Raw genomic sequence first — 22021 nt, forward strand, 5'->3', positions numbered from 1 at the left:
ACGGCTTATTGCCGGCCAGCGGGCCGGCTACAGTCCCTGGTTCGGCTCCGAATCACCATCGGCGGACGGAGTGGCAGTCGGGGCTGCGGCACTGTGCCGGCCGTGACCGGCCAGGTACAGCGCGGCTGCTGCCTGGATCTTGCGTTCCTTCAGCAGCTTGCGCTGCAGCCGGCTGAGCTCTGCCGCCGTGGCGGCCTGCCTGGCAGCCACCTCCTGCTGGGAGCGCAGCTGTTCCTGGATGTCCAGCACCATGGTTCCCAGTTCGGCCTGCTGGCGGGCCAGAAGATGCTGGGTGTCCTGCAGCTTCTGCAGGGTGTCAGCGGCGCTGGCAATCGCGTTGGCGGCTTTGTCCACGTTGTCCGCGGACCGCAGGTCCAGCTCTTCCGAGCGGAAGCTGCGTGCAAAGACTTCCTCGAAGTCTTCCGTGGCAACCCTGCCGGACGCTGCTGCCGCAGCGGCAGCACCGGCGTCGTACATTTTTGCGGGAGCCGCGGCAGTCCGCACGGCGCTCCGGGGGGTGATCTCCCCGGCGGGGGCGCCCCTGTCCGGCGCGGCAGCGGAGACCATGGGCAGCTGGCCAGTCATGGCCGTCATGCCCGCTTCACCGGCCGCGTTGGCCTGCAGCGTGGCCTCGGGGGTGATGTCCACCGTCTTGCGCAGCGGCACTTCGTTGATGAAAATCACGGCGATGAGGGCAACGGCGCTCACCACGGCGGAAATCATGAAGATGCCGGCCGTGGCATCACCGTAGGCGGCGCGCATGACCTCCGCGATCGGTGCAGGCAGGTCCTTGAGGTCCAGGGTGGCACCGCTGTTGCCGCCGGGCTGGATGCCCAGCTTGGCGAGCCCGTCGGTGGCCAGGTCCTTGACGTGGTTGGCCATGACGGCGCCCAGGACGGACACGCCGATGGCACCGCCCACGGAACGGAAGAAGGCCACGGAGGCGCTGGCGGAGCCGATGTCCTTGGCCTGGACGGTGTTCTGGACCGCGAGGACCAGGTTCTGCATGAGCATGCCCAGGCCGATGCCGAAGATGCCGGTGTAAAGGCCGGTCAGCCAGAGTTCGGTGGTGTGGTCCATGGTGCCGGCGAGGGCCAGGCCGCCGATCAGCAGGATGGTGCCGCCGATCAGGAAGCGCTTCCACTTGCCGTAGCGGCTGATGAGCTGGCCGGAGACCACCGAGCCGACGAGGTTGCCGGCGATCATGGGCAGGGTGAGCAGGCCAGCCTCGGTGGGCGTTGCACCGCGGGCCACCTGGTAGTACTGGCCCAGGAAGGTGGAGGAACCGAACATGGCAACGCCGACGGCCACGGAAGCCACGATGGCCAGCGCCGTGGTGCGCTCGGAGATGATCTTCAGCGGGATGATCGGTGCGGACACCTTGGACTCAACCAGGACCAGCAGTGCGAGCAGCAGGACGCCGCCGCCCACCATGACGGCCGACTGCCAGGACCACCAGTCGTAGTAGTCGGCCTTCCCGGCGAAGGAAACCCAGATCAGGAGCAGGCTGACGCCGGAGGTCAACAGGATGGCGCCGAACCAGTCGATCTTGGCAGGACGGCGGACGTGGGGGATCTTCAGCGTGACCTGGAGCAGGATCAGGGCGACGACGGCGAGCGGCACGCAGACGAAGAAGGTCCAGCGCCAGCCGAGTGAGCTGTCTACGATGAAACCGCCCAGCAGAGGGCCGCCGGCGGTACCGACGGCCATGACGGCGCCCATGTAGCCGGAGTACTTACCGCGTTCGCGGGGCGGGATGATGGAGCCAATGATCGCCTGGGCCAGGGCGGTGAGGCCGCCCATGGCGATGCCCTGGATAACGCGGGCGGTGAGCAGGAACGGGATGTTTTCGGAGAAGCCTGCCATGACCGAACCGGCCACGAAGATCACGATGCTGAGCTGGACCAGGACCTTCTTGTCGAAGAGGTCTGCCAGTTTGCCCCAGATGGGGGTGGTGGCCGCGTTGGCCAGCAGTGCCGCCGTGATGACCCACGCGAAGTCCGTTTGCGTGCCCTTGAGCTCGGACATGATGGTGGGCAGCGCGTTGGCAACGATGGTGCTGCTGAGGATGGCGGTAAAGAAGGCAGCGAGGAGGCCGGTCAGGGCCTCCATGATCTGCCGGTGGTTCATGGGCGCGCCCGGTTCGTGGCGCTTTGATTGCCGCGATTCCTGTCTGGCGGTGCGTTCGCGCTGGCGCTCCTGCTCCTGGTCCGCGGCGGCGGCGGTGACGTTAGCCATTAATGGACTCCTGCGTTTTTCTGTTCGGTGGTTGTTCCGGCCGCCCTTGCCCGGATGGAATTCTTCAGGGATGCCGTGAGCTTGTTCAGCATCGCGGCTGTTGCAACGGCATCGTCCTCATTCCAGTCCGACAGGTACGCCTGAAGCGTTTCCGCCCGGTGCCGCACCAGCTCCGCCAGCTTCTCCTTGCCCCGCGGGGAAAGTGCCAGCAGCTGGGCCCGGCCATCGTCCGGATCCGGCATGCGAAGCACCAGGCCTGCGTCAGCCAGCTCGGCCACGTGCCGGCTGAGCACCGGCGCGCTGACCCCCAGGCGCTCGGCCAGGTGCGCTGCGCGGGTCTCCCCTTCGCCGATGAACTTGAGTACGCCCTGGAGGGCGATCCCGGTGTCCTGGCCTTTGACGTTGATCATGGTCACGCAGCGCAGTGCACGCTGGAGGTCATAGATGTGGCTGACGAGGTCGGCTGCGGTGGCCGGTGCGACAGACATGATGCTCCCTAAGAATTAGTTGCTGCAAGCAACTATATCAGGAAAAGGTTGCTTAGGGAAACGAAGTTAGTGGCATTGCCGGCTTAAACGCCAAGCTCCCCCACTTCAGCCGGAGGTGATCCGGTAAGCGGGGGAGCTTGCAGGGGCGTTGAGTCAGGGTGCCAGGTGGGTGGGGCCGAACATCTTCAGGAGGGTTTCTACCACGACGACGTTGGGGCCGTCCGCAGCGAATCCGGCCCTGAGCGCGTCCCCCACATCCTCCGGGGCAACCCGCGTTGCAGGCACACCAAAGGATTCGGCGAGCTTCACGAAGTCGGGCCGGGCCAGTTCGGTGGCGGTGGCCTTGCCGAACGCATCCACCATGTATTCGCGCAGGATGCCATAGCCGCCGTCGTCCACAATCAGCCAGGTGACCGGCACGTTGTGCTGCTTCGCGGTGGCCAGTTCGGCAATGGAGTACATGGACGAGCCATCGCCGGAGACAGCGAGGACGCGGGCAGAACCAGCCGGCCTGCCCAGCGTCTCCAGCCCAACGGCAGCACCGATGGCCCCGGGAAACGCGTAGCCCAGTCCGCCGGCGCCCTGGGCGGAGTGGAACTGGCCTTCACGGGCGTCCCAGCAGGACCAGCCCCAGTACGCGGCGATGGTCATGTCCCAGAAGGTCTGCATGTCCGCCGGCACGGCCTCGCGGATATCCGCCATGAACTTTAGCTCCTTGGCCAGGTCCTGCGATTCCAGCCGGGCGCGGACCTTGGCAAGTGACTCTTTGACCAGCTCTTCCGGGGTGCTGCCGTGCCAGTCCGGCGTGGTTGTCCTGCCCGGCTCGAGGGCCCCGTCAAGAGCCTCGTCAAGCGCCGCGAGCGCCTGGCCGGCGTCGGCGCGGATGCCCAGGCCTGGCCGGTTGGACTCCAGGACGCGGGGTTCGGCGTCGATCTGGATGATCCTGCCGCGCGGCTCAAAGGTGAAGTAGTTGGAGGTGACCTCGCCCAAGGACGATCCGATGACCACCAGGACGTCGGCGTCCTCGAGGAGGTCGGTCATATACCGGTCCTCGATCCAGGACTGCAGGGACAGCCCGTGGTTCCACGGGAACGCCCCGTTGCCGCCCGGGGTGCAGATCACCGGCGCACGCAGTTTTTCCGCGAGGGACAGCAGCGACTTCTCCGCCCTCCCTCGGCGCGTGCCGCCGCCGGCGATGATGGCCGGGCGCTGTGCTGATTCCAGCCACTTCACGGCCTCGCGGACCAGCTCGATACGCGGCGGGTTGTCAGCCGCCTCTGCCAGGGCATCCTCCACCGGCGGGACCATCATCGGGTCCAGCAGCACGTTCTGCGGGATCTCCAGCCATACCGGGCCCTGCGGGGAGGAGATGGCCTCCGTCCAGGCGTCCTGAATGGCCGAGGGGATGCCCGAAGCGTGCTGGATCAACCGCTGGCTCTTGGTGACGTTGGCCGCGGAGGCCTTCTGGTCATCGAGCTGGTGCAGCATCCCTTTGCGGCGTGCACCCAGCCCCTCCAACGGGATCTGGCTGGCCACCACCACCATCGGAACGCCGGTGGCGTAGGCCTCCTGCAGCCCCGCCAGCGACGTCAGCGCGCCGGGGCCGGTGGACAGGAACAGGACGCCCACTTCGCCGGTGGCGCGGGAGTATCCGTCCGCGGCGAAGGCGGAGTTGTTCTCCACCCGTGAGGAGACAAAGCGAAGGTTCCCGCGGCCCATGGCATCGAAGAGGCCCAGGGCGTGCTGGCCCGGGATGCCGAACACAGTCTTGGCTCCCAGCGCTTCCAGGGTTTCGACGACGAGGTCCCCGCCGTTGCGGGCACCGCTCCCCTGCTCCGGGACAGGTGCGGCGCCGGATTCCGTCATGGCCCTACTCCTTGCCGGCGGCCGCGAAGCCGGCGGGGCGGCGGGCCTCCTGGCCGAGCGCCTGGGCCTGGTACCCGGTCTCTGCCCCGAACCGGCTGCCAGGCACTGCGTTGTCCGCCATAAGGGTCACCAGTTCGTAGGCGACGTGGCTGGCAGCCACGCCGGTGATCTCGGCGTGGTCATAGGCGGGCGCGACTTCGACGACGTCGGCGCCCACGAGGTTCATGCCACGGAAGCCCCGGATAATTTCCAGGAGTTCACGGCTGGTAATGCCACCGGCTTCGGGGGTGCCGGTACCGGGCGCGTGGGCCGGATCCAGGACGTCGATGTCCACCGAGATGTAGAGCGGGCGGTTGCCGATGCGGTCCCGGACCTTGGCGACGGTCTCCAGGACGCCCTGGTAGTAGACGTCGGCGGAAGTGACAATGCCGAAGCCGAAGCGGTGGTCGTCGTCGAGGTCCTTCTTCCCGTACAGGGGGCCGCGGGTGCCGATGTGGCTGATGGCTTCGGTGTCCAGGATGCCCTCTTCCACTGCGCGGCGGAAGGGGGTGCCGTGAGTGTACTCGGCACCGAAGTAGGTGTCCCAGGTGTCCAGGTGTGCGTCGAAGTGCAGCATGGCGATGGGCTGGCCGGCGCGTTCGGCGGCGGCGCGGAGCAGCGGCAGGGCGATGGTGTGGTCCCCGCCGAGGGTCAGCAGCTTGCTGCCGGAAGCGGTGAGGTCCAGCGCGTTCTGCTGGATGGTCTCGATCGCCTCGTTGATGTTGAAGGGGTTGACCGCCATGTCGCCGGCGTCGGCCACCTGGATGTTCTCGAACGGGCTGACGTCCCAGGCGGGGTTGTAGGGGCGCAGCAGCCGGCTGGCCTCGCGGACGTGGTTTGCGCCGAAGCGGGCGCCCGGGCGGTAGGAAACGCCCGAGTCGAAAGGCACGCCCACCACCGTCACATCAGCCTTGGCCACCTGGTCCAGCCGCGGAAGGCGGGCATACGTGGCAGCTCCGGCATAGCGGGGGATCCGGGATGAATCGATGGGGCCAAGGTTGCCGTTGGCTTCAATGCGCAGCTCTTCCAATGGAGGCCTCTCCTTCGAGGAGTTGAGGGGACTGTGTGACTGCCATCATACACCGCGGTTTTCTAATGAGCACCAGGTGTTTACTAAGCCATCCCCGCCCTGGGATGCCCCGTCACGCAGAGCACGTTTTGGGCAGCCGAAAGCTGCGGGAAACCCGGATTCTAAAGGAAAGCCAGGCAGGCAACGGCTTAAAGACTGTTCCACGTGACGCCGGACCAAAGCCGGCAGGAGCGTGCAATCAGCGGGTCAGCGGCTCGCGGCGGGCACCAGGACCCAGAGCACCTCGACCGGCTTGTCGGTGGGGTTGACCCAGGTGTGGGGTTCCCGTCCCGGGAAGGTCACGGTGTCGCCCGTCCCGAGGTCGTATTCCTCGTTGGTGAGGATGAGCTTGATGGACCCCTTGATGACATGCAGGACATCCACGTCGCAGTCCACGGCGTACAACTCGGACTCACCGCGGCCGTGCGGCTCGATCACCGCCTGGATGATTTGGACCCGCCGCTCCGAGCGGGCCGTCAGGAGCCGCTCCACGATGCCCTGGCCGCCAAGCGAGATCCGGGGACCGTCGTTGCGTTTGGTCAGGTGGGTTTCGGGTGCCACGAAAAGGTCGCCGATGGAGATGGAGAGCACCTGGCACAGCGTCACCAGGGAGGCAACGGACGGTGATGTCAGGTCCCGCTCCACCCGGCTGAGGAAGCCTTTGGTCAGCCCGGTGGCATCCGCGACCTGCTCGATGGTGAGCCGCTGGGACTGCCTGGCGGCCCGGATCCTGGAGCCGATGGCAACAGGGACATTGCTCGGCTCAACTGGCAGTGCCTTCATCTACGAACCTTTCACGGCCGGCAGTCCGGCTCCACTCTCGAGCCATACTAATCGGCACCGCTTTTGTGACGCGCGCATGCCACACCCGCGCGGCTGCAGGCGCGGCCTCCTTGACTGTCACGCACGTCACACCCTAGTCTTTGGAAACTCCTGTTGCCTATAAGGCAATTGCAGGACCCTCTCCGTATTCGTCCGCGGCGGTTCCGGGCATTTCTGCCCAAGGTCCCACACCCGGCCCCAACAGCTCCAAGGAGCCATTTATGGATGCAAGTGCCATCAACATCGCCATTGTGGTGGTGTATCTTCTCGCGATGCTGGCCTTCGGCTGGTGGGGCAAGTCCCGCACCAGGAACAACAGCGACTTCCTGGTGGCCGGACGCCGCCTGGGCCCGTTCCTGTACACGGGAACCATGGCCGCCGTCGTCCTGGGCGGAGCGTCCACCGTGGGCGGCGTGGGGCTTGGCTACAAGTTCGGCATCTCCGGGATGTGGCTGGTGGTGGCCATCGGTGCGGGCGTCCTGCTCCTGAGCCTGCTCTTTGCCGGCACCATCCAGAAGCTGAAGATCTACACGGTGTCCCAGATGCTCACGCTCCGCTACGGAAGCAGGGCCACCGAGGCGTCCGGCATCGTCATGCTCGCCTACACGCTGATGCTCTGCGCCACCTCCACGGGCGCCTACGCCACCATCTTCGTCGTTCTTTTCGGCCTTGACCGGGCACTGGCCATTGCCATCGGCGGCGCCATCGTGCTGGTGTACTCCACCATCGGCGGCATGTGGTCCATCACGCTGGCGGACCAGGTCCAGTTCGTCATCAAGACCGTGGGCATCTTCTTCCTGATGCTGCCCTTCACGCTGAACGCCGCCGGCGGCCTGGACGGGATCCGCAGCCGGGTGGACGCCAGCTTCTTCCAGATCGACGGCATCGGCATCCAGACGATCATCACCTACTTCGTGGTCTACACCCTGGGCCTGCTGATCGGGCAGGACATCTGGCAGCGCGTGTTCACCGCCAAGACCCCCAAGGTGGCCCGCTGGGGCGGCGCCACTGCAGGCATCTACTGCATCCTCTACGGTGTTGCCGGCTCCCTGATCGGCATGGCCGCCAACGTTGCACTGTCCAACGTCAAGATCGCCGCGAAGGACGACGTCTACGCCGAGGTTGCCCAGAACATCCTGCCCATCGGCATCGGCGGCCTGGTCCTGGCGGCTGCCGTGGCGGCCATGATGTCCACCGCCTCCGGCGCCCTGATCGCCGCCGCCACCGTTGCCCGCGCCGACGTCCTGCCGTTCGTGGCCGGCTGGTTCGGCAAGACGGTCAACACCGGAGACACGGAAAACCCAGAACACGACGTCAAGGCCAACCGGATCTGGGTCCTGGCGCTGGGCATCGTGGCCATTGTCATCGCCATCGTCACCAAGGACGTTGTCGCGGCCCTGACCATTGCGTACGACATCCTGGTGGGCGGCCTCCTCGTGGCCATCCTCGGCGGGCTGGTGTGGAAGCGCGGCACCGGCCCGGCGGCCGCGGCATCCATGGCGGTCGGCTCCGTGGTGACCCTGGGGACCATGATCATCCTTGAGATCAATGCCGAGGTTCCGCTGGACGGCATCTACGCCAACGAACCCATCTACTACGGCCTGCTCAGCTCAGCCGTTGTGTACGTTGCCGCCTCGCTGCTCACGCGCCCCACCGATCCCGCGGTCATGCGCGCCTGGCAGCGCCGCGTTGCCGGGCTGGAGCAGGAAGGCACTCCGGAGGAAGTCCTCGCCGGCCGCTGACCTGCAGGGACTGAACGCACGACGACGGCACCTCCTTTCGCCCTGCAGCGAAAGGAGGTGCCGTCGTCGTAAGTCCTACTCCCCGGTGTCGCGCTCGTCGTCATCCAGCGGGACCTCACGGTCCTCGGCGTCGATGACTACCGGGGCCGGCTGGACCACCGGCTCTTCCTCGTCGATGAACTCGTCCTCCGCGTCCCAGTCCGCGTCGTCTACCGGTGCATCCTCGGCGTAGTCGTAGGCGGGGTCCGCTTCGACGGCGTCCAGGTGCGGCATGTCCGGGTGCTGTCCGGTGGTGCTCATGATTCAACCTCCGTATATTCGCCTGACGTGCTCTTTCAGGTAGGGCGCAGCCTGCGCCACACCTTCATCAGAGCACCGCCGGGCGGACGGGTCAATAGCCGCAGCGGACCCGGAGAAGAGCCTGCAACCCGGGCGCGGGCACCGCCGGTTTTAAGGTAAACCGAAACTTCCCAGCGAGGTTTGCCAGCCAAAAAACCGCGGAAATCCGCAGTAGGCTGGCAGGGCAAAGGCGCGAGTTCATGCCCTTTCCAGCCCAGGAGTTACAGTGTCGCAGCACGCCCAGCCCGAATCCCACGCCACGCCCCCGGAGGCCGCCAACCCAGCCCAGCCCTCGCCGTCGAACATCAAGCGGTGGCGCCAGTACCTGGCCGATGAGCGCGCCGAAGCCGCCGTCTACCGGGACCTGGCCCAGAACCGCGAAGGCGAGGAACGGTCCATCCTCCTGGCCCTGGCCGAGGCCGAAGGCCGGCACGAGGCCCACTGGCTCGCACTGCTGGGCGAGCACGCCGGCAAGCCGAAGAGGGCCTCCGCCCGCAGCCGGTTCCTCGGCTTCCTGGCCCGCCACTTCGGTTCCGTGTTTGTCCTGGCCCTGGCCCAGCGCGCCGAGGGCCGCTCCCCCTACGCCAAGGACCCCAACGCCACCGCTGCGATGGCCGCCGATGAACAGATCCATGAGGAAGTAGTGCGGGGCCTGGCCACCCGCGGCCGCAACCGCCTGGCCGGCACCTTCCGCGCCGCGGTCTTTGGCGCGAATGATGGCCTGGTCAGCAACCTCTCCCTGGTGATGGGCATGGCCGCGTCCGGCGTGGCCAGCAGCGTGGTGCTGCTCAGCGGCATCGCCGGGCTCCTGGCCGGTGCCATGTCCATGGGCGCGGGCGAATTCATTTCCGTCCGCTCCCAGCGGGAACTGCTGGCGGCCACCCGGCCCACGCAGGTCACGCTGGCGGCCGCGCCGCAGCTTGACCTCGAGCACAACGAGCTGCTCCTGGTGTACCTGGCCCGCGGGATGTCCCGGGAAGCGGCCGAACACCGGGTGGCCGAGCGCATGGGCCTGTTGCCTTGCGACTGCGATCCCAGCCTGTCCCTGCAGCCGGACCTGCCGGAGGAAGAGGACCAGCATGAAGCAGTGGGCACGGCCTGGGGTGCGGCGCTGTCCAGCTTCTGCTTCTTCGCCTCCGGCGCCATCGTTCCCATCCTGCCGTTCCTGTTCGGCCTCACCGGTGTCGCTGCCCTCGTAGTGGCGGGCGCCCTGGTGGGAATCGCGCTCCTGGCGACCGGGGCCGCCGTCGGCCTGCTGTCCGGCACGTCCCCGCTCACCCGCGGCCTGCGGCAGCTTGCCATCGGCCTGGGCGCAGCAGCCATCACGTACCTGCTGGGCCTGCTCTTCGGCACGGCCGTCGGCTAGCACCAGGCAAAGGACCCTTCGTGGAGGTCCTCCGGCAGCGTTCAGCGCTGCCGGAGGACCTCCACTGCTTCATCCACCGTGTCCACCAGGTGGATGTAGTCCGCCATGGCCCTGCCTGCAGCCAGGCTCCTGAGCATGGGCCAGGCCGGGTACTCCTGCTCCCAGTGCCGGCGGCCCACCAGCACCATGGGTGCGACCTTTTCGCGGGCACCGTAGTAGTTCTCGCAGGCGTCCTGGAAGATCTCCTGGACGGTGCCGGCCGCTCCCGGCAGGAAGACGATTCCGCCATGGCACAGCTCCAGCAGGATGGCCTCGCGGATGGCATTGGCGAAGTACTTGGCGATGTGCGTGGCGAAGTAGTTGGGCGGTTCATGTCCATAGAACCAGGTGGGGATCCCGAGGGACGGCGTCCCGTCCGGATGGCGTTCGACGACGGCTGCCGCCGCACGTGCCCACGCCGACACCGAGGGACGGAAGCCGGGAACAGCGGCGAGCGTGGCAAGCGCGGCCTGCACGTCGCCGTCGGAGGCCCGGCTGAGGTACGCCCCGAGATTCGCCGCCTCCATGGCCCCGGGGCCGCCGCCCGTTGCCACCGAGTGGCCGTCGAGGGCCAGGAGCCTGCCCAGCCGGGCAGCGTCCGCAAATTCCCGGCTGCCGCGGGGCGCTGCGTGGCCGCCCATCACGCCGACGATTGAGCGGCGGGGCCACGCTCCGGACCGGGTCAGCTCATCCAGTGCATCACCGATGGCGTGGTCATGCAGGGCCGAGGCCAGCGTTGAGTCCACCCGGTGGCGCTGGCCGGGCTGGATGCTCCAGTGGTAGATCCGGGCATCCGGCAGCTCCTCATACGGCGAGGTTGCCAGTCCCGCGTACAGTTCGGCCGGGGAGTACAGGACGGCCCGGTACGGGTCGAAGGGGACACCTTCAAGCCTGGGGAAGATCAGGGCGCCGCGGCTGCGGAGGTTGGCTTCCATGCCGTCGTCGAAGAGGCAGCCCAGGAACATAGCGCCCTCGACGCTGACGTTTTTGAGTGCCGCCGACCGGCCCCGCAGGTCCAGCGACTGCGCATGCCAGCCGTGCAGGTTGACGGCACCGCCGGCCACCAGGCTGTCGAAGCTGGCCAGGTCCTGGACTTCGAGGTTGCGGGGGCGGGGACCAAGGCTTCCGGCGAAATTCATGGTTGCTGCCCCGCGCTCCACATCATGCAGCCAGCCTAGGCCACCCCACGCAAAAAGCGGGGCCGGACCGTGCCAGTCCGGTTGATACCGGACGGACTGGGTCCAACCCCGCCGTAGGTGCCGCGCGATGCCGCGGTAGGGCGTCGCTAAGCGGAGACCTTTGCCGGAACCTCACCATCGCGGAAGTGCGCTTCGAGGTCCTCAAGGGAGTGGCCCTTGGTTTCGGGCACGAACTTGATGACGAACGCCAGGGAGGCCAGGTTGACCAGGACGAAGAGTCCGAAGGTACCGGTGGATCCCAGGGCATTGACCACGATCGGGAACAGGAAGGAGATGGCCGCGTTCACGGTCCACAGCGCGAAGACCGCAATGCCCATGGCGAAGCCGCGGATGGCCAGCGGGAACATTTCGGACAACAGGAGCCAGACGCAGGTGCCGATGAAGCACTGGACGAAGGCAACGAACAGCATCATCGCGGCCAGGATGGTGTAGCTGGCAAGGTCGGACTGCGGGAGGAGGAAGACGATGGCCAGCAGGGCCTGGGAGCCGACCACACCGGAGAATCCGATGACCAGCATCCGGCGGCGCCCAACAAAGCCGAGCAGCCAGATGCCCAGGATGGTCATGAGGACTGAGGTGACGCCTACGCCAATGGTGGCCACAAGCGAGGCACTGACGCCAAGCCCGCTCTTTTCCAGGATGGTGGGGGCGTAGTAGTTCACGGTGTTGATGCCTGTTGCCTGCTGGACGGTGGCCAGGCCAATGCCGATCCAGAGCAGCCGGCGCATCCAGGGGTTGTTGCGGAGGTCGCGGAGGGCGTGGCCGCGTTCTTCCTTGGCGGTGCGTGCTGCGAGGGCAATTTCCTCGAATTCGGCGGCTGCCTCTTCCGGGCTGCGGCTCAGGTTCAGGACGCGGCGGCTGTCTTCCAGGCGGCCGCGGATGGCGTACCAGCGCGGGGATTCTGGAAGCAACAGCATGCCGGCGAGCAGTGCGAGTGCAGGGATGGACGCGATGCCCAGCATGCTGCGCCAGACCTCATTGTCGTGGATCAGGGCGTCGAGAAGGGCGTTGATGGCGAAGGCGAGCATCTGGCCCGTGACGATCATGAGTTCGTTGATGGTGACCATCCGGCCACGAAGATGGGCGGGAGCCATCTCCGCCAGGTACAGCGGGCATGTCACGGCGGCGGCACCAACCCCGAGGCCCAGCACGATGCGGGCGGCAATCATGAAGGTCACGGTGGGCGCAAGGGCGCAGCCCATGGCACCGAGCAGGAAGAGCAGTGCGCAGACCAGCAGCGAGCCGCGGCGGCCCAGCTTGTCGGCCATGCGGCCGCCGGTGAGGGCGCCGACGGCGGCACCCGGGAACAGCAGCGCGCTCACCACGGTTGCTTCCTCGACGGCGCTCATGTTGAGGGAGTCGTTCATGTACAGCAGGGCGCCGGAGATCACGCCGGTGTCGTACCCAAAGAGCAGGCCGCCCAGGGTAGAGATGACGGTGAGCCGGGCGAGGTACCCGCGGCGCTTGCTGCCGGTGGCGCCCATGGTTTGTTTCTGCAACAGCATTGTTGCCTCTCAAATTCTCTCGGGGACCGGAGGACCCGGTCAGGAATGTGATGCGTGCCACTAACGTTAGAGCGCTCTAATAGTTCCAGTCAAGAAAAAGTCTTAATGTCAGCACAATTTAATTTCGCAGTCCCTCCCTCTTCCTGGCCGACACCCCTCTTGACCCACCTGACCCGCCTGCTACGATCAAGGAAGAAAGTATGTCCTATCAAGCGAACATATAGCGGCAAAGTGTCCGCTGGCGCAGCCTCCCAAGAGGGGGAGGCGCAGACACCGAAGACAAGGGAACGCACCGTGGCGAACAACCTGGGACTCAACATCGACCGCTCCTCCCCCGTGCCCCTGTACCACCAAGTGGTCCAGGGCATTGAGGCGGCGATTTACAGCGGGGTGCTGGAGCCAGGCAGCAGGCTGGACAACGAGATCGACCTTGCCGCCCAGCTCAACCTCTCCCGGCCCACCATGCGCAAGGCCATGGATGAACTGGTCCGGTCCGGCCTGCTGGTCCGCAAGCGGGGCGTGGGAACCCAGGTGGTGTCCAGCCAGGTCCGCCGGCCGTTGGAACTTTCCAGCCTCTACGACGACCTGACCAACAACGGCAAGAAGCCCACCACCGAGGTGCTGAGCTTCTCGCATCTGGAGGCGGACGACGCCACGATCACCACGCTGCAGCTTCCCGCGGGCTCGAAGGTGTACCACTTCACCCGGCTGCGGAGGGTGGGCGGCAAACCCCTGGCCCTCATGGAGAACTGGGTGCGTGATGACATCGCGGAGATGGATGAGGCCATGCTCAAGGCTGAAGGCCTCTATTCGATCCTTCGCCGCGGCGGCGTGAACTTCCGGCTTGCCACCCAGCGCATCGGTGCCATGACCGCCAATGACTACCAGGCATCCATGCTGGACACCCCGGCGGGCTCGGCGCTGGTCACCATGGAACGCACCGCCGTGGACGATACCGGCCGCCGGGTTGAAACCGGCCACCACGTGTACCGCGCCGATTCCTACAGCTTTGAAATGACACTCGTACAGCGCTAACCAAGGAGCCAACTCCATGACCAATTGGGTCTATCCCCTGGGCACCGCCGCCGACGGCGCTTGGGACGTGTCCATCGGAACCTCCGATTCCTCCCTTGCCGTGGACGGCTGGGCGCACACCGGACTGAAGGTGGCCACCCTGCCGGCGGGCGCCGCCGTCGAACTTCCCGCCGCGGATGAGGAACGGATCGTGGTGCCCCTCAACGGGTCCTTCACGGTGACCGTGGACGGCACGGACTACCCGTTGGCGGGGCGCCGCTCGGTGTTCGCCGGCCCGACGGATGTGCTGTACTCCGGCACCGGCCGCGCCGTCAGCATCAGCTCGGCCGACGGCGGCAGGGTGGCGGTTGCCACCGCGCCGGCCCAGGCGTCCTACCCCACCCGCCTGGTGTCCGCGGCGGAAACGCCGGTGGAGCTGCGCGGGGCGGGCAACTGCTCGCGCCAGGTCCACAACTTCGGCACCCCCGCCGCACTGGAAGCCGACCGCTTCATCGTGTGCGAGGTCCTCACCCCGGCCGGCAACTGGTCCTCCTACCCTCCGCACAAGCATGACGAGGAGAAGGACGGCGAGACCTCCCTTGAGGAGATCTACTATTTCGAAACCCAGGTGGGAGCTGGATCCGGCGCACCTGCCGACGCCGATGCCATCGGCTACCAGCGCGTCTACGCCTCCGACGAGCGCCCCATCGACGTTTCCGCCGAAGTACGGACCGGGGATGTTGTCCTGGTCCCCTATGGCTGGCACGGCCCGGCCATGGCCGCACCCGGCTACGACCTTTACTACCTCAACGTCATGGCCGGCCCCGGGCCGGTACGGGAGTGGCTGATCAGCGACGACCCGCACCACGGCTGGGTCCGGCAGACGTGGGAGAGCCAGAACATCGACCCCCGGTTGCCGTTCGGCGCGTAGGCACCCCGGCAGGCTGCCAGCGACTGGCATAGTGGAGTTCTGTGAAACAGATTTCCCCTTCGCCGCGGTCGGTGACCATGGAGGACGTGGCACGCGACGCCGGGGTGAGCCGCGCCCTGGTGTCCCTGGTGATGCGCGGTTCACCCAAGGTTTCGCCCGCAAAGCGGACGGCGGTGCTGGAAAGCGCCGCCGCCCTGGGCTACTCCCCCAACAGGCTGGCCAGCCGCCTGGCGAGCCACCGCACCAACACGCTGGGTGTCCTGTTCCTGGACCTGCACAACTCCGTCTTCGCCGATATCTATGACGGCATCACCGACGGGCTGGCGGGCAGCGGCAACCAGGTGATGGTCGCCGTCGGCTCCGCCGATCCCGGAACGGAACTGGAGGCCGTCCGTTCCTTCGTGGACCTTCGCGTGGACGGCGTGCTGCTGGCGGGCTACACCGGCAGCTCGGAGGAGCTGGCCGGGGCCCTGCGCGGGACGCCCGCCGTCGTCATCACCCGGGAGCTGGAGGCCGACGGCGTGGATTCCGTCCTGACCGACGACTTCCGTTCCGGGTCGCTCGCCGTGGAGCACCTGTACCACCTGGGGCACCGGCGGATTGCCCACGTGGACATCTCTGACTGGCTCCCCTACACGGCCAGGCGGGAGGGCTACCTGCACGCCATGAAGCAGTTCGGACTGGAGCCGCAGCTGGTCCACAGCGACATGACCGAACGCGGCGGCCGGGCCGTGATGGAGCAGTTTCTCGATTCGGGTGCCACGCCTCCCACGGCAGTCTTTGCGCACAATGACCTCACCGCCATTGGCATCATGGAGGCCCTGGCGTCCCGGGGACTGTCCGTCCCGGGCGACATGGCGATCGTTGGCTGCGACAACATCGAAGTGGGCGCCTCGCCGCTGATTGGCCTGACGTCCATTGACCAGCACGCCGGTCAGTTGGGCCGGCTGGCGGCGCAGGCGATGCTGGAGCGGGTTGCCGGGACAGCCGGACCAGCCGTGACCCGGAGGCTTGAACCCGCCCTGATGGTTCGCCGCTCGTCCGACCCCTCCGCCTAGCGGCTGACCAGCTCCTCCGCGGCCTGGACCGTGCCGCGGCCACCGCGGCGCTGTTCGCTCCGCCTGGCGCCTGCCGCGGCGAACGCCATGACGGCAACGCCCGCAAGGGTGATGAGGGCGCCGGCCCAGATGGGCGACGTGTAGCCGAACCCGGCGGTGATGGTGACGCCGCCCAGCCAGGCGCCCAGGGCGTTACCCACATTGAAGGCACCGATATTGGCGCCGGAGGCGAGGGTGGGAGCACCGGAGGCGTACTTCATGACCCGCATCTGCAGGCCTGGGACAGTGGCGAACCCGAAGCCGCCCATCAGGACCAAGGAGATGACCGTCAGGACAGGATTGGCGGCCGTCAGGGCAAAGGCCACCATAACCACGGTCAGCGCGGCGAGCACCACGAGCAGCGTCCGGTCCACGTTGCGGTCGGCGGCCTTACCGCCCAGGGTGTTGCCCGCGAAGAGGCCCACGCCGAAGACGACCAGCAGCCACGGTACCGTGGAGGCAGCGAATCCGGATACCTCCGTGAGGGTGTAGGCGATGTAGGTGAACGCACCGAACATGCCGCCGAAGCCCAGGATGGTCACCACGATGGACAGCCATACCTGCCCGGAGCGGAAGGCACGGAGTTCGGAACGGAGGCTGCCTCCCTCGTCCGATGCACCGGCCGATGCGGGGACGAGTGCAAGGATGCCGGCGAGCGCGGCTACGCCAATAACGGTGATGGCCCAGAACGTAGCGCGCCAGCCGGCCGCCTGGCCCAGCAGGGTTCCGAAGGGAACACCCAGGACATTGGCCGCCGTCAGGCCCGTGAACATGAGCGCGATGGCCCCTGCCTTCTTGCTGGCCGGAACCATACCGGCCGCCACCACGGCCCCGATTCCAAAGAAGGCGCCATGCGAAAGGGCTGCGATGATGCGCCCCAGCATCATGGCCCAGTAACCGTCCGCGGTGGCGGACAGCAGGTTGCCGGCAATGAACAGGACCAGCAGGGCAGCCAGCACGGGTTTACGCGGGAAGCGGGTCACGGCGGCGGTCAGGCCCAGCGCTCCCACCACCACGGAGAGTGCGTAGCCGGAGATGAACCAGCCTGCGGACGCTTCACCGACTGCAAAGTCCGCGGCAACCTGCGGAAGGAGGCCGGCGATCACGAATTCCGTGAGTCCAATGCCAAACCCGCCCAGGGCGAGTGCTATCAGGCCAACAGGCATGAGGATGCTCCTTTGAGCTGTTCGTGGTTGTTCCCGAGGCGGGAAGGCGCCTAAGATAGTTGCAGACGCGGTATTTATTGTTGCACATGCAAATATGCCGCGCAAGCAACTATCTATGACCGGAGCAACGGATGGCGTCCTACGCCATCTTCGAAGGAGCAACCATGGGCATCAAGGACGACGCCGTTGAGGTCCGTGCCCAGGGCTGGCGCACCCTCGCAGCCCTGCACGGGCTGATCGAAAACGAACTGGAACGCAGCCTGCAGGCGGAGTCGAAGCTCTCCGTGGTGGAGTACACGGTGCTGGATGCCCTCAGCCGGCAGGACGGGTGGCACATGCGGATGCAGCAGCTGGCGCGCGCCACGGCGCTGAGCCCCAGCGCCACCACCCGGCTGGTCAACCGCCTGGAGGACCGTGGCCTGCTGACCAGGATTCTGTGCGACGACGACCGCCGCGGCATCTACACCGAGCTCACCGCCAGTGGAAGCAGCCTGCTCGCGGAAGCGCGGCCGGTCCACGACGCCACGCTGGAGCGTGCCCTGGACGCGGCCCTGGCCATTCCGGAACTGGCACCGCTGGTGGATGCGCTGCCGCGGCTGCACGCACGCACCTAGGACAACAGCAACGCCCCCGCGAGGATCCTCATGGGGGCGTTGCTGTGGGGAACCGGGCGTGCTGGTCCGGTCAGGAAACCTGTGCGGTGGACACCTCGGCTTTGCCGCCTGCAACGTTCTTGAAGTAGTGCTCCAGGTCCTCAAGGCTCTTGTCCTTGGTCTCGGGAACGTATTTCGCGGCGAAGGCAATGGCCCCCACACCCAGGACCGCGAAGACGAAGAACGTGTTGGAGATGCCGATGGCGGCCAGCAGCTGCGGGAAACCGAACCCGATCAGGAAGTTCACGATCCACAGCAGGAAGGCGGACGCCCCCATGCCCAGGCCGCGGATCTTCAGCGGGAAGATTTCCGAGAGCATCAGCCACGTCACCGGGGAAATGGCACCCTGCTGGAACGCCAGGAACGTCACGGTCAAAGCCAGGATGACGAAGCCCCGGGCGGAGCCTTCCGGCAGGATCAGCGAGAAGAAGCCGATCAGCAGCAGCGCCGTGGTGGTTCCCACCTGCCCGGTGATCAGCATCCTGCGCCGCCCCACCTTGCCCAGCAGCCAGATCCCCACGAACGTGGCCAGTACCGAAATGACCCCGTTGGCGATGTTGGCCGTCAAGGCAGCTTCCCGGCCGAAACCGGACTGCGAGAGGATCTGGGTGCCGTAGTACATGATCGAGTTCACGCCCGTGATTTGCTGGATCACCGCGAGGCCCAGGCCCACTACGAAGATCCTGCGGAGCCACGGGATGCCCAGGTCCTTCCATGAACCCATTTTGGACTTGTAGTCCTCCACGGCCATGGCCTTGACTTCCTCGAACTCCTTACGGGCCTCCTCCTGCGACCGGATCCGCTGCAGCACGCTGAGCGTCTCGCCGAAGCTGCCGATGGAAGCCAGCCAGCGGGGACTCTCGGGCATGAAGTTCATCCCGATCCACAGCGCGATGGCCGGCAGGGTGGCAATGACCAGCATCCAGCGCCAGATGCCGTGCGATTCACCGAAGGAGTTGCCCAGGTAGGCGTTGAAGATGAACGCAAGCAGCTGCCCGGTGACGATCATGAGCTCGTTCTGGGTGACGATCCGGCCGCGCCGGTGGCTCGGCGAGACCTCCGCCAGGTACACGGGGACCGTCACCGATGCCCCGCCCACGGCGAGTCCCAGGACGAACCGGGCGGCGATCATTACCTCGGTATTGGGCGAGAACGTGCAGCCGATGGTGCCCGCGAGGAAGATGACCGCCAGCACCATGATCATTCTGCGACGGCCGTTGCGGTCTGCCAGGCGTCCGCCGAACAGGGCGCCGAAGGCGGCGCCGAACAGCAGGGATGAGGTGACCAGGCCTTCGGTGAGCGGGGTCAGGCCCAGGTCCTCCTGCATGTACGGCAGGGCGCCGTTGATCACGCCGGTGTCGTAGCCGAACAGCAGGCCGCCGAAGGTGGAGATGATGGTGACGGTCCACAGGGCCCGCTGATGGTTGCCGGGCTGCTTGACAGCTGCCTTTCCGGAAACAGGCGAACTCATAGGCTTACCTTTTGGACGTACTGCTTCATGGTCTCCAGCTGGTACCGGGACACTTCTTCGGCGTTCTCGTCCTCAGCGAAGACGCTGGACACCATCACCGTGTCCTCCCGGTCGAGGAAGCCGATTTCCTTCAGGCCGCCGAAGAATTCGTCCCAATTGACGTCGCCGTCACCGATCTTCAGGTGCTGGTGGACGCGGACCGGGTTGCCCGGCGGATTGGTGATGTACCGCAGTCCGTGCGAGGCGTGGTGGTCCATGGTGTCGGCCACGTGGACCAGGCGCAGCTTGTCCCCCGCGGCCCGCATGATGTCCAGCGGAGAGTTCTTCATGTGGAAGCTGTGCGAGGCCACGTAGACCATGCCCACGTTCTTCGAGTTCACGCCCCGGATCACGCGGATGGCGGCCAGGCCTTCCTCCACGAAGTCGTCCGGGTGCGGGTCAATGAGCAGGTCGATGCCTTCACGCTCGATGATCGGCAGCAGTTCCTCCATGGACCGGTAGAACGCCCGCTCGGACTCCTCCGCCTTCTCGGGCCGGCCGCTGAACTCGGTGTTCATGGTGCTGACCCCCAGGTCCACGGCGATCTGGATGGCGCGCTTCCAGTAGCGGACGGCGGCTTCGCGGGCGTCCTCGTCGGGCCCGGACCAGCGGAGCACGGGGAGGATGGAGGCGATTTCAATCCCGGCGTCCCTGCAGGCCTTGCCCAGCCGGCCCACCAGTTCGTCGTCCGCTTTGGGGTGGTTGTAGAACGGGATGAAGTCCGCGTGCGGGGTCATCTGCATGTACTTGTAGCCGAGGTCGGCCACCACCTTGGGGAACTCCAGCAGGCTGTGCGAGTGATGGAACGGGGTGGGGTCAAGTGCGATTTTCACGTAAACACTCCATTGTGGATCAGGAAGGGTGGAGACACGAAAGGGGACGGATGGCTCCGCCCCCTTTCCGGTCCTGGTTACTTGTAAAGGTCGGGTTTCGGAGCCAGCTTCACGGCGACCTTTTCGCCGTTCTTCTGCGCTTCGACGCCTGCCTCGCAGCAGGCGGCGGTGGCGTACCCGTCCCAGGCGGAGGGGCCGCCGATTCCGCCCTTAAGTGCCGCGTCCACCCAGGACTGGATTTCGACGTCGTACGCCGCTCCGAAGCGCTCCTCGAAGCCGGGGGTGACGTTGCCGCCCCAGCGGCCGGAGCTGCGGGTGTAGGGGCCCTTGTCGCCGCCGATGCTGACGATGCCGTCTTCGAAGGAGGCCTGGGTAGCCACCTCATAGCCAAACTTGGCGTTGACGTAGATTTCGACGTCGGCCAGGACGCCTGATTCGGTCTCCAGCAAGACGTGCTGGGGGTCGTGCTGGCCGGACGGCGCGTTCTTGGTGGCCTTGCCCAGGCGGACCTGGACGCTGGTGATTTCCTCGCCGGTGAAGAAGCGGATGGCGTCGAACTCGTGGACCACCGAGTCGTTGATGAGCATCTCGTTGGTGAAGCCCTCAGGGGTGCTCGGGTTGCGGTGCTGGTGGTGCAGCATCAGCAGCTCGCCGAGTTCGTGGTTGCGGATGATCGAACCCAGCGTGGCGTATTCGGCGTCGAAGCGGCGCATGAAGCCCACCTGGATCCGCTGGCGGCCCAGCGCCACCTCGGCTTCGACGATCTTCCAGGACGATGCGGCGTCGGGCGTGAGCGGCTTTTCGCAGAGGATCGGGATGTCCCTGGCGAGGGCCTTGAGCAGGATGTCCTCGTGCAGGAATCCGGGGGTGGCGATCAGGACGGCGTTGACGTCGCCGTTGTTCAGGGCCTCGTCAGCGTCCGCCAGGGCCACGGCGCCCGGGATGCCTTCAATAGCGGCCTGGGCGCGGGCAAGGTCCACGTCCACGACGGCGGCAACTTCGGCTCCGTGGATGCGCTTGCTGATGCGCTGGATGTGGTCGGCGCCCATGCGGCCTGCGCCGATGACGGCAACGCGGAGGGTTTCAGTCATTGTTCTGTCCTTTGTGGTGTCTGTGGGGCGGGTTAGCTGACGGCAGTGCGGGAACCGCAGGACAGCAGGTAGTTGCGGGTGCGCTTGGCGATGGGCATCGGTACATCGAAGGCCACGGGGTACATGTCCTGTTCCACGATGCCGAAGATGGGCCGGTTGAGCGCTTCCACGGCTTCGATGACCGCGCGCAGGTCAGGGAGTCCGTTGGGCGGTTCGGTCATGACGCCGGCCAGGTTGGCAGCTGCCCAGGTCATGTTCTCCTCGTTGACCTTCCTGAGGATGTCCGGGTTGATCTGCTTCAGGTGCAGGTAGCCGATCCGGTCCGGGTAGTTCTTGATCAGTTCCAGGCTGGAGGCGCCGCAGTACTCGGCGTGGCCGGTGTCCAGGCAGAGGTTCAGGTACTGGGGATCGGTGGCGGCCAGCAGCGTTTCGATGTCCGTCTGCGCGCCAACGTGGGAGTCGGCGTGGGAGTGGAACTGCTGCTTCAGGCCGAAGTCTTCCAGCAGGGTCTTGCCCAGGCGGTTGTGGCCGGCGAACAGGTCGTCCCAGGCCTTTTCACTCAGCGTGCCGCTCTCCACGGCTTCGCCGGTGACGTCGTCCCGCCACATGGCCGGGATGACCACGATGTGGCCGCCGCCCATGGCCGCGGTGAGCTCGGCAACCTTGCGGGCCGGTTCCCAGGCGGTTTCCCACTGGTCCAGGCCGCGGTGGAAGGCGGTGAAGACGGTGCCGGCGGAGATCTGCAGGTCGCGCTGCTTCAGTTCTTCCGCCAGGCGGGTGGGGTCGGTGGGCAGGTAGCCGTACGGGCCCAGTTCGATCCACTTGTAGCCGGACTCGGCCACCTCGTCGAGGAAGCGTTCCCATGGGGTCTGCTTGGGATCGTCCGCGAACCAGACGCCCCAGGAGTCCGGCGCCGTGCCGATGATCAGCTTGTTCTCAGTCATTGTCTTTTCCTTTGCATCGGCTGCTCCGTAATTGTCGTTTTGGACGCTCAAAACGACAATTACGGAGCAA

At 66.5% G+C, this 22021-nt stretch carries 19 protein-coding genes; 6 read left to right on the forward strand and 13 right to left on the reverse strand.

Features of this window, described 5'->3' with window-relative positions; all coding sequences use genetic code 11:
* Positions 1 to 27: 27 nt before the first annotated feature.
* The 5 genes from BACI349Y_RS15025 to BACI349Y_RS15045 all read right to left on the reverse strand — a co-directional run bounded on the left by BACI349Y_RS15025 (position 28) and on the right by BACI349Y_RS15045 (position 6483).
* Entirely contained in the window at positions 28 to 2238 is a 2211-nt protein-coding gene (locus BACI349Y_RS15025) for an MDR family MFS transporter (RefSeq protein WP_159632802.1), read from the reverse strand.
* Positions 2238 to 2726 carry a MarR family winged helix-turn-helix transcriptional regulator gene (locus BACI349Y_RS15030; protein WP_159632803.1) on the reverse strand — a complete coding sequence of 163 codons (489 nt, stop codon included), beginning with the start codon at positions 2724 to 2726 and terminating at the stop codon, positions 2238 to 2240. Before BACI349Y_RS15030 ends, BACI349Y_RS15025 begins: the two co-directional genes overlap by 1 nt.
* 153 nt (positions 2727 to 2879) lie before the next feature.
* Positions 2880 to 4592 (reverse strand): thiamine pyrophosphate-binding protein, encoded by a 1713-nt coding sequence (locus tag BACI349Y_RS15035; protein ID WP_159632804.1) that lies wholly within the window; start codon positions 4590 to 4592, stop codon positions 2880 to 2882.
* Positions 4593 to 4596: 4 nt separating this feature from the next.
* Positions 4597 to 5661 carry an agmatinase gene (gene speB, locus BACI349Y_RS15040; protein WP_159632805.1) on the reverse strand — a complete coding sequence of 355 codons (1065 nt, stop codon included), beginning with the start codon at positions 5659 to 5661 and terminating at the stop codon, positions 4597 to 4599.
* A 246-nt stretch (positions 5662 to 5907) separates the two neighbouring features.
* The gene (locus tag BACI349Y_RS15045) at positions 5908 to 6483 is read right to left on the reverse strand and encodes a helix-turn-helix domain-containing protein (protein WP_159632806.1); all 576 of its coding nucleotides are present in this window, start codon (positions 6481 to 6483) and stop codon (positions 5908 to 5910) included.
* 260 nt (positions 6484 to 6743) lie between these two features.
* On the opposite strand from BACI349Y_RS15045, the gene BACI349Y_RS15050 reads away from it, so the two are divergent.
* A complete protein-coding gene (locus tag BACI349Y_RS15050; RefSeq protein ID WP_159632807.1) occupies positions 6744 to 8264 on the forward strand; it encodes a sodium:solute symporter in 1521 nt (506 codons plus the stop codon).
* Between the two features lie 75 nt (positions 8265 to 8339).
* Here BACI349Y_RS15050 and BACI349Y_RS15055 read toward each other — a convergent pair whose 3' ends face one another.
* On the reverse strand, positions 8340 to 8564 hold the full coding sequence (locus tag BACI349Y_RS15055; RefSeq protein ID WP_159632808.1) for a hypothetical protein: 225 nt from the start codon (positions 8562 to 8564) through the stop codon (positions 8340 to 8342).
* A 265-nt stretch (positions 8565 to 8829) separates the two neighbouring features.
* Here BACI349Y_RS15055 and BACI349Y_RS15060 point away from each other — a divergent pair, with 265 nt between their 5' ends.
* Entirely contained in the window at positions 8830 to 9969 is a 1140-nt protein-coding gene (locus BACI349Y_RS15060) for a VIT1/CCC1 transporter family protein (RefSeq protein ID WP_159632809.1), read from the forward strand.
* A gap of 41 nt (positions 9970 to 10010) precedes the next feature.
* On the opposite strand, the gene BACI349Y_RS15065 is transcribed toward BACI349Y_RS15060, so the two are convergent.
* Both BACI349Y_RS15065 and BACI349Y_RS15070 read right to left on the reverse strand, forming a co-directional pair.
* A complete protein-coding gene (locus BACI349Y_RS15065; RefSeq protein ID WP_159632810.1) occupies positions 10011 to 11147 on the reverse strand; it encodes an LOG family protein in 1137 nt (378 codons plus the stop codon).
* A gap of 146 nt (positions 11148 to 11293) precedes the next feature.
* Positions 11294 to 12691, reverse strand: a complete 1398-nt coding sequence (locus BACI349Y_RS15070) for a sugar porter family MFS transporter (RefSeq protein ID WP_159632811.1) — start codon at positions 12689 to 12691, stop codon at positions 11294 to 11296.
* A gap of 315 nt (positions 12692 to 13006) precedes the next feature.
* Between BACI349Y_RS15070 and BACI349Y_RS15075 the strand changes: the two genes are divergently transcribed.
* From BACI349Y_RS15075 to BACI349Y_RS15085, 3 genes are read left to right on the forward strand one after another with little or no spacing between them, the layout of a single operon-like run.
* Positions 13007 to 13747 (forward strand): GntR family transcriptional regulator, encoded by a 741-nt coding sequence (locus BACI349Y_RS15075; protein ID WP_159632812.1) that lies wholly within the window; start codon positions 13007 to 13009, stop codon positions 13745 to 13747.
* Positions 13748 to 13763: 16 nt separating this feature from the next.
* Positions 13764 to 14657, forward strand: a complete 894-nt coding sequence (iolB, locus tag BACI349Y_RS15080; protein ID WP_159632813.1) for a 5-deoxy-glucuronate isomerase — start codon at positions 13764 to 13766, stop codon at positions 14655 to 14657.
* A 41-nt stretch (positions 14658 to 14698) separates the two neighbouring features.
* Positions 14699 to 15715, forward strand: coding sequence for a LacI family DNA-binding transcriptional regulator (locus BACI349Y_RS15085; RefSeq protein WP_159632814.1), 1017 nt, complete (start codon positions 14699 to 14701; stop codon positions 15713 to 15715).
* Here the strand turns inward: BACI349Y_RS15085 and BACI349Y_RS15090 are convergent.
* Positions 15712 to 16920, reverse strand: a complete 1209-nt coding sequence (locus tag BACI349Y_RS15090; RefSeq protein ID WP_159632815.1) for an MFS transporter — start codon at positions 16918 to 16920, stop codon at positions 15712 to 15714. The genes BACI349Y_RS15085 and BACI349Y_RS15090 overlap by 4 nt on opposite strands.
* A 164-nt stretch (positions 16921 to 17084) precedes the next feature.
* Here BACI349Y_RS15090 and BACI349Y_RS15095 point away from each other — a divergent pair, with 164 nt between their 5' ends.
* On the forward strand, positions 17085 to 17534 hold the full coding sequence (locus BACI349Y_RS15095; RefSeq protein ID WP_159635744.1) for a MarR family winged helix-turn-helix transcriptional regulator: 450 nt from the start codon (positions 17085 to 17087) through the stop codon (positions 17532 to 17534).
* Between the two features lie 70 nt (positions 17535 to 17604).
* Here the strand turns inward: BACI349Y_RS15095 and BACI349Y_RS15100 are convergent, their stop codons facing one another.
* The 4 genes from BACI349Y_RS15100 to BACI349Y_RS15115 form a co-directional block, all read right to left on the reverse strand.
* The gene (locus BACI349Y_RS15100; protein WP_159632816.1) at positions 17605 to 19044 is read right to left on the reverse strand and encodes a sugar porter family MFS transporter; all 1440 of its coding nucleotides are present in this window, start codon (positions 19042 to 19044) and stop codon (positions 17605 to 17607) included.
* A complete protein-coding gene (locus tag BACI349Y_RS15105) occupies positions 19041 to 19916 on the reverse strand; it encodes a sugar phosphate isomerase/epimerase family protein (RefSeq protein ID WP_159632817.1) in 876 nt (291 codons plus the stop codon). Before BACI349Y_RS15105 ends, BACI349Y_RS15100 begins: the two co-directional genes overlap by 4 nt.
* A 77-nt stretch (positions 19917 to 19993) precedes the next feature.
* Positions 19994 to 21007 carry a Gfo/Idh/MocA family protein gene (locus BACI349Y_RS15110; RefSeq protein ID WP_159632818.1) on the reverse strand — a complete coding sequence of 338 codons (1014 nt, stop codon included), beginning with the start codon at positions 21005 to 21007 and terminating at the stop codon, positions 19994 to 19996.
* 32 nt (positions 21008 to 21039) lie between these two features.
* Complete coding sequence (locus tag BACI349Y_RS15115) at positions 21040 to 21951, reverse strand: sugar phosphate isomerase/epimerase family protein (protein WP_159632819.1); 912 nt, start codon at positions 21949 to 21951, stop codon at positions 21040 to 21042.
* Positions 21952 to 22021: the final 70 nt, after the last annotated feature.

The organism is Arthrobacter sp. 8AJ, from assembly GCF_902506025.1.
Taxonomy (GTDB): Bacteria; Actinomycetota; Actinomycetes; order Actinomycetales; family Micrococcaceae; genus Arthrobacter.